This window comes from Paenibacillus foliorum (assembly GCF_013141765.1).
GTDB lineage: Bacteria > Bacillota > Bacilli > Paenibacillales > NBRC-103111 > Paenibacillus_S > Paenibacillus_S foliorum.
This window is the reverse complement of record NZ_WHOD01000023.1, coordinates 53,310-60,212: the sequence shown is the minus strand read 5'-3', so window position 1 is coordinate 60,212 and position 6,903 is coordinate 53,310. Positions and strand designations below refer to the sequence as shown.

8 protein-coding genes are annotated in these 6,903 nt (G+C 40.3%); 2 read left to right on the top strand and 6 right to left on the bottom strand.

Going from position 1 to position 6,903, the window contains the following annotated elements; translation table 11 throughout:
- Positions 1-219 precede the first annotated feature (219 nt).
- Positions 220-438 (bottom strand): hypothetical protein, encoded by a 219-nt coding sequence (locus tag GC093_RS06790; protein WP_171651121.1) that lies wholly within the window; start codon positions 436-438, stop codon positions 220-222.
- Between the two features lie 188 nt (positions 439-626).
- The gene (locus tag GC093_RS06785) at positions 627-1,232 is read right to left on the bottom strand and encodes a stage II sporulation protein M (RefSeq protein ID WP_171651116.1); all 606 of its coding nucleotides are present in this window, start codon (positions 1,230-1,232) and stop codon (positions 627-629) included.
- Between the two features lie 135 nt (positions 1,233-1,367).
- Here GC093_RS06785 and pdaB point away from each other — a divergent pair, with 135 nt between their 5' ends.
- Positions 1,368-2,153, top strand: coding sequence for a polysaccharide deacetylase family sporulation protein PdaB (gene pdaB / locus GC093_RS06780; RefSeq protein WP_171651115.1), 786 nt, complete (start codon positions 1,368-1,370; stop codon positions 2,151-2,153).
- Positions 2,154-2,235: 82 nt separating this feature from the next.
- Here the strand turns inward: pdaB and GC093_RS06775 are convergent, their stop codons facing one another.
- Positions 2,236-2,832: a KinB-signaling pathway activation protein gene (locus GC093_RS06775; RefSeq protein WP_171651114.1), complete on the bottom strand. Its 597-nt coding sequence runs from the start codon at positions 2,830-2,832 to the stop codon at positions 2,236-2,238.
- 140 nt (positions 2,833-2,972) lie between these two features.
- Between GC093_RS06775 and gerD the strand changes: the two genes are divergently transcribed.
- The gene (gene gerD / locus GC093_RS06770; RefSeq protein WP_171651113.1) at positions 2,973-3,647 is read left to right on the top strand and encodes a spore germination lipoprotein GerD; all 675 of its coding nucleotides are present in this window, start codon (positions 2,973-2,975) and stop codon (positions 3,645-3,647) included.
- Positions 3,648-3,701: 54 nt separating this feature from the next.
- Here the strand turns inward: gerD and salA are convergent, their stop codons facing one another.
- From salA to sat, 3 genes are all read right to left on the bottom strand, one after another.
- On the bottom strand, positions 3,702-4,784 hold the full coding sequence (gene salA / locus GC093_RS06765; RefSeq protein ID WP_171651112.1) for an iron-sulfur carrier protein/transcriptional regulator SalA: 1,083 nt from the start codon (positions 4,782-4,784) through the stop codon (positions 3,702-3,704).
- Between the two features lie 59 nt (positions 4,785-4,843).
- Entirely contained in the window at positions 4,844-5,596 is a 753-nt protein-coding gene (cwlD, locus tag GC093_RS06760) for an N-acetylmuramoyl-L-alanine amidase CwlD (protein WP_171651111.1), read from the bottom strand.
- 74 nt (positions 5,597-5,670) lie between these two features.
- Entirely contained in the window at positions 5,671-6,849 is a 1,179-nt protein-coding gene (sat, locus tag GC093_RS06755) for a sulfate adenylyltransferase (protein ID WP_171651110.1), read from the bottom strand.
- Positions 6,850-6,903 lie beyond the last annotated feature (54 nt).

The window sequence follows — 6,903 nt, the reverse complement described above, 5'->3', positions numbered from 1 at the left end:
CAAGATGATTACTCGTTATCTCATTTTGTCATTTATTGTCGCTGTTTTTAGCGGCGACTTTTTTAATATATCACATTCACTCAGTTCAATGCAAGTGTTAATTTTTTCTCACTAAACAATTTCACACTTGTTTGATCTTTCAAAACGCTTAGCCGTTTTAGCGGCGAGGAATAATGTATCACAGACTACAAAAGAAAGTCAAGCATATTATTACAATTTTTAATGATACATTCGGTTCCTTGCATATTTGGATATTTCCTTAGGTGATGCCAATCTTGCATACATACGAAAAATAACTTTATATCGTGATTCAATTGCAATCTTAATATCTCCGTCAATCCTCTTATCATTGAGATCAAACAGCATTTCGTCCAACTCTTTTTTCAAAACATAGTCGAGCTCTCTGCATTCTCTTTCGTTAAACAAGAACCCCAGCATTGGCTTCAAAGCCCCTTTCATGATAGCCTACGGCATTATTTAGACACAAAAAAAGCATGCGAGGTAAAAAGCACATTATAGCAAATTCTAGATGTTGCGCGCTTTTATCTTGCATACTTTTGCCAACTAAGCATCTTGCATGCTTTACTGTTATGCACATAATTGGTTTTTTTTATGCTATTAAATTTTTATCGTTTTACGAGCCAATAAGTAAAGGTGCTTTCAATCAAAGCTGCAGCCGTTAAAGAAACAATTAAGATCAGGACAACAAACACAATGGACTTCCCAAAACCGGCAAGCTCCTCTTTATATTTCACGGATCGCTCTGGACTTATGAGGGCCGTTACCATTTTCAGCATCAACACACCCAACCGAAGTCCAAAGGCGCAAGCAAATATAATGGCAGGAATTTCGATTACTCCATGCGGCAAAATCCCTTTAACGAAAAACAATAAGGATTCCTTTTGAGCAAAGGTTGAGCCTAAGTATCCTAGAATTAAACCGTTTGCCAGCAAAAAGAATAAAGGGAGAATACCAAATACAGCTCCGAGTGCAATGATTGCAACAGACTTAATGGTATTATTCCAAAATATAAGCCAAAACAACGACCACTGTTGATTCGGTTTCCCATTTAAGGATTGTGTCAATTGCTCCATTCCTTTAAGCTGCCCTTCAATAAATCCCTGAAACTGATCCGAAAATCCGGCCCCTAGTATAATACCCAGAGTAAATACCAGAGCTGACGCAATAAAATAATGTTTCATCAAACGAAACTGGTTCAACATATTTTTCATAAGTTTCCCTTCTCCCAAATTGATTTGAAACCGCATAAGACTAGCATATCTTTCTTGTCCCAGCATACATTTTACTAAACTCAACTTATACAAGCTCTGCCTACATATGCAGGGGTAAAAAAGGAGGACAGGTTTGTGAATTATTTTTATGTATTGAACGGAAGGAAATTAAAACAAGCATTAATTGTCGCAGTCGCAGTGGTTTTTGCTATAGGTATTATTTACTCAGAACGAGATAATGTGACGGTGTTTTCACAGGGTGAGCCGGCAGCTATTTACAGTGTTCAAACGGAAAAGAAGGTCATCGCGCTCACCTTTGATATTAGTTGGGGTGACACAAGAACAGAACCTATTCTAAAAATTCTGGAGGAAAAGGGGGTTAAAAACGCTACTTTTTTCCTATCCTCTCCATGGAGTAAAAGCCATCCTGAGATGGTAACCCGCATTGCTAAGGGCGGTTGGGAAATTGGTAATCACGGACATAAGCATGTTAATTACAGCAGCTTGAACGACGAAGAGATCCGTAATCAAATCCAAACTTCTCATAAGATCCTAAATGAAGTTACCGGCCAAAACCCATCATTAATTCGGCTACCTAACGGCGATTTTGACAAAAGGGTACTGCGCATAGCTAACGATCTCAATTATACGGTGATTCAGTGGGATACAGATTCGATGGACTGGATGAACAAGGGAGTCGATACTATTATCAATCGGGTGGTATCCAAAGCTCATCCTGGTGATATCGTATTATTGCACGCAAGTGATTCCAGCAAACAAACGCACGAAGCTCTCCCCGTCATTATTGATCAATTACGTGCCAAGGGATATGAATTCGTTACGGTGGGCCAATTACTTAAGCAAACACAAGTGAATAATAAGCCCCCTATTGAAGATCAAACCATGAAACATTTCCAATAAGACAAACATACTAAACAAACCTCGTCACTTGGGGATGAACGCGTCAAGGTTGATGCGAAGGATCTAACTAAAAAAAGAGCCGTTATAGCGGCTCTTTCTTTGTGTTCAGCACTTTAGACAAAATCAAAATTTGCCATGCATTGCTTGCCATCAAAGGAACCATCATAAACAAGGTGGAGGCAAAGCTGTTAAGTCTTAACGCTGGCACTGCTTCAATAGCCGTTACAGCTGTCATAAAAAATAAGGTAGGAATAAATCCGTTACGATTCGTTAATTTCACTTTCCATAAAGCTGTTCCAATAGCGATCACAAGCATGGATAGGGGTAAAATCATATATGATATCCAGTTGCCCTCTGTCCCCATATGTCGAAAATAAATTAAGTCAAACACCGTTACGGCTATTAAAATAATTTGCAAAGTATCCCAAATCCATTTACTTCTGACCAAACCAATAGCCAAAAATCGAATAATAAGATAAGCGAAAAAGCCCATTTGACTTAAAACACTTATCATCGCCCCACCGAGCAGCATAGTAACGGCATTAAACCCGATTTCTTTACCGCCTAAAAGAGTAAATTGCTGATCCGTAGTTTGCAAAATCAGTCCGATAACCAAAGCCGCACCGGCACCAATGAATAGCGTTGTCCAAAATAAATAAAACCATTTTCTTAAAGTCACTACTTATACCTCCAAAGCAGACTATATTCAGAAGTTAATTGTACCAACGTTCACAATAAAAAGCCAATGAGCTTTAGAGTGAAAATAAGGCACTTTGGCGAATAATAAGATCATCATTTTAAAGAAAGGAGCTTATGACCATGAGCCTTAATAAGTGGTTGCAAAAGGTTCCGTTATTACTGTTCGTTTTAGTGCTTACTTCTTGCGGTTCTGATTCCAAGTCCTCACAATCTTCACAGAACGGCGGCTATAAAGATACCAAAACAATGGTATTGGATATTCTTAAGACTGAGGATGGTCAAAAGGCGATCATTGCCGCTCAAACAAAAGCCGCAGCTAGTAGTGATGGCCAAATAAAACTTCTTTCAACAGGAGACTCTCAGCACATTCAGTTAGCTGTTAAGGATGTTTTAACTGATACATCTAATAACAAATTTTTGCAAAATGTAATAACAGATCCTAAGTTTGCCGGTCAATTTGCCAAAGCCATTCAAAAGGATATAAAGCAGCTTCAAAAGGATCTTATGAAAGACCCCGAATATCAAACAACTATGATAAGCACCTTGAACAATCCTGATTTCGAGAAAATGCTGCTGGACACCATGAAGAGTCCGCAATATCGTCAGCAAACGAAGACAGTCATACAGGAATCCATGCAAAGCCCTCTGTTCCGACTTGAGTTAATGAACATTATGAAAAAGGTTCTTGAAGAGGAATCACAACCGAAGGCCAAGAGTCAGGGTGGCGGTGGCGAGAGCAAAAGTAAAAGCGGCGGCAAAAGCGATACTAGCGGCGAGAAGAAGCAGGGCCAATAATACATTAGCCGCTGTATAACAAAAAAAGGACTGGCAAACAAGCCAGTCCTTCATTTATGCCAATTTTCCAATGACATGTTGGGCAAGTTCTAAATAGATCTGTCCCGTCTCTGACTCTGCCTTATAAACAGATGGCGAATAATCAGCTTCAGAAATATGGTTGTCCGGTGCACCTAACGGAATTTGTGCCACTAATTCAGTATGCAATTCTTCTGACAATTTAGCGCCTCCGCCTCTGCCAAATAGATATTCCTTTTCCCCGCACTTTCCGCACTGGTAATAGGCCATATTCTCAACGACACCTAACATCTCATGTTCCGTGTGTATCGCCATAGCACCTGCTCTGGCCGCTACAAAAGCAGCTGTAGCATGGGGAGTCGTAACAATGATCTCTTTGCTCTGCGGAATCATTTGATGAACGTCTAGTGCAACATCACCAGTACCAGGAGGCAAATCAAGTAATACATACTCAACATCACCCCAACTGACTTCTTGGAAGAAATTGCGCAGCATTTTCCCAAGCATCGGGCCCCGCCAAATTACGGGAGTATTTTCTTCAACGAAGAATCCCATGGAGATTACCTTAACGCCGAAGCGCTCTATAGGTATAATCTTGTTATCAATGAGCTCGGGCTTTTGATCAATTCCCATCATATCTGGAACACTGAACCCATAAATATCAGCGTCTATCAGCCCAACCTTCTTTCCTAGCCTAGCTAACGCAACCGCTAAATTTACAGTAACCGTTGACTTACCTACGCCACCCTTACCACTCGCGATTGCGATAAAATGAACTCCTGCCGATGGATCTAATATATTTCTAGCTTCAGCTTTAACGTTATGTACTTCTGTTGATTGTGCCTGCTGCTTAAGAACAGCTTCATTTCTATCAAAATCGGATAAATGACGGAAGCGTAAATGAACTTCTTTGGCCCCTGCCTTTTGGAATGCATTCGTTATTTGTTCTTGCAGTATATTTCTATGCGTTTCATCATCTAAGGACAATAATACAGTAGCGGAAACACGTTCTTCTTTAATCATAATATCCCGGACAAATTGCAGTTCTGCAAGATCCAATTGAAACTCAGGATCACGCAGATGACGTATCGCATTCAATAATTCCTCTTTCGTCAGCACATCTTCACCTCGACTAATAAATTATCACTTCTGCCACATTTTATTATATCACAATTTCTCTAGGAACCCACTTTTTCCCCCGCATAGTACCTCAATATACCTTGATAGATAGAAGCCGCGATTTTTTTCTGATAGGCCGGTGTATTTAGTAAATTGGCTTCTGCGGGGTTAGATAGAAATCCAACTTCTACTAAAGCACTAGGAATTTGCAATGATTTCAGCAAAAATACATTGTCTACTGTTTTAGCGACCCGGTCTGTATTTTTCAAGTTTTTCTTTACTTCATCCTGAATTAACGAGGCTAATATTGCACTTTGTTTATGTGTAGGGTAATAAAAGGTTTGTGCGCCGCTCCATTTAGCAGATGGAATAGCATTCAAGTGAATACTTACAAACAAATCGGATTTCTGCTGTGTAATAAATTGTGCTCTGTTAACCAAATCTTCTGTTTTTCTTTTGCTGTAGCCTTTTGTAGATGATTGAGCTAAATCCTTATCTTCCTCCCGAGTCATAACAACCAAAGCTCCGGCCTCCTGTAAATAATCGCGAAGATGCAAAGTAATAGCCAAATTGATATCTTTCTCAATAATTCCATTCTTACTTTCAGCACCTCCATCAGGACCGCCATGGCCTGGGTCTAGTGCAATCTTTTTACCTGATAACGGCATTGTCCAGTTCGTCCATGTACTTGTAGCAGGAAGCTCATAGGTAAACATAAATAGCATTAATCCTACAAGTAGAGCTGTCATGACCAATTTAAGGCTACCGGACATCGTAAGCCAAACAACGACCCTCTTTCTTCTTTTAAACATAAAAAAATCCACCTCACATCCCCATAGACTCATTAACATCTATATGGGATGAGGTGGACAAATATACCTTCGTCCTACACCTGGTATTCCGGTTCTTTCATACCTTCAATTAACACTTTTGCAACTTCCGGACGAGTAAATTCCGGCGGTGGACATTGACCGTCACGAAGCAACGCACGGACTTTAGTACCTGACAAATGCAAGTGATCAGCCTTATCATGCGGGCAGGTTTTGCTAGAAGCCATATTACCGCACTTGGTGCAGAAGAAGCTATGCTCAAAGAACAAAGGCGTAATACCTAGCTCATCTTGGGTGAAGTTTTTGAAAATCTCTTGTGCTTCATAAGTACCGTAATAATCGCCTACACCTGCATGGTCACGGCCAACAATGAAATGGGTACATCCGTAGTTTTTACGTACCATTGCATGGAATATCGCCTCACGAGGACCTGCATAACGCATAGCCGCAGGGAACACACCTAAGAAGGCGCGATCTTTCGGATAGTAATTCTCCAACAATACTAAGTAACTGCGCATACGTACATCAGCAGAAATATCATCCGATTTGGTTTCTCCCACTAGCGGATTCAAGAACAGAGCATCAACGATCTCCATTGCACTCTTCTGAATATACTCATGCGCCCGATGTACGGGATTACGCGTTTGAAAACCAACAACCGATTTCCATCCATTTTCTACAAAAAGGCGACGTGTCTCGGATGGGTCGAAGTAAAACTCCTCAAACTTTTCTGGTTTCGGACGATTCAATACTTGAATAGGTCCACCAATATTAGTATTAGGGCGAGAAAGAAGCTTCTGAACCCCAGGATGCTCGTTATCATCGGTTTTAAACACTTTTATAGCCTCGTTATTTTGATCGACCTTATAGATGCTCTGAACGTCCAATATACCGTAAACTACACCATCATGCTCACCGACAAGAGCTACTTGCTCACCTAATTTCAGTGTGTCCGCTACCTCTGCCTCAACAGGTAATGTAATGGGAATGCTCCATACTGTTCCATCAGCCAGACGCATGTTATTTACTACAGATGTATAATCTTGTTCGGCGAGGAAACCCGTTAAAGGAGAAAATGCACCTACCCCAATCAAATCTAGATCCGAAATCGTCCATGAGTTAATTTTTAATTGAAATAATCCCTTTGCTAGCTCTAACAAACCATCTCTCTGCTCACCTTGAGCAATGCGATTAATTAGTACACCACCGTGTGGTTGAATTGTTTCTACAGCCATGGATAAATAGCCCTCGCTTTCAAGTGTTATTAAGAGATCAAAAAGTCAGTTTTT

Excerpts from the sequence above, each read along its gene's own strand:
- GC093_RS06790 (WP_171651121.1), bottom strand. The coding sequence starts at position 438 with ATGCTGGGGTTCTTGTTTAACGAAAGAGAATGCAGAGAGCTCGACTAT.
- GC093_RS06785 (WP_171651116.1), bottom strand. The coding sequence starts at position 1,232 with ATGAAAAATATGTTGAACCAGTTTCGTTTGATGAAACATTATTTTATT.
- gerD (WP_171651113.1), top strand. The coding sequence starts at position 2,973 with ATGAGCCTTAATAAGTGGTTGCAAAAGGTTCCGTTATTACTGTTCGTT.
- cwlD (WP_171651111.1), bottom strand. The coding sequence starts at position 5,596 with ATGTTTAAAAGAAGAAAGAGGGTCGTTGTTTGGCTTACGATGTCCGGT.
- sat (WP_171651110.1), bottom strand. The coding sequence starts at position 6,849 with ATGGCTGTAGAAACAATTCAACCACACGGTGGTGTACTAATTAATCGC.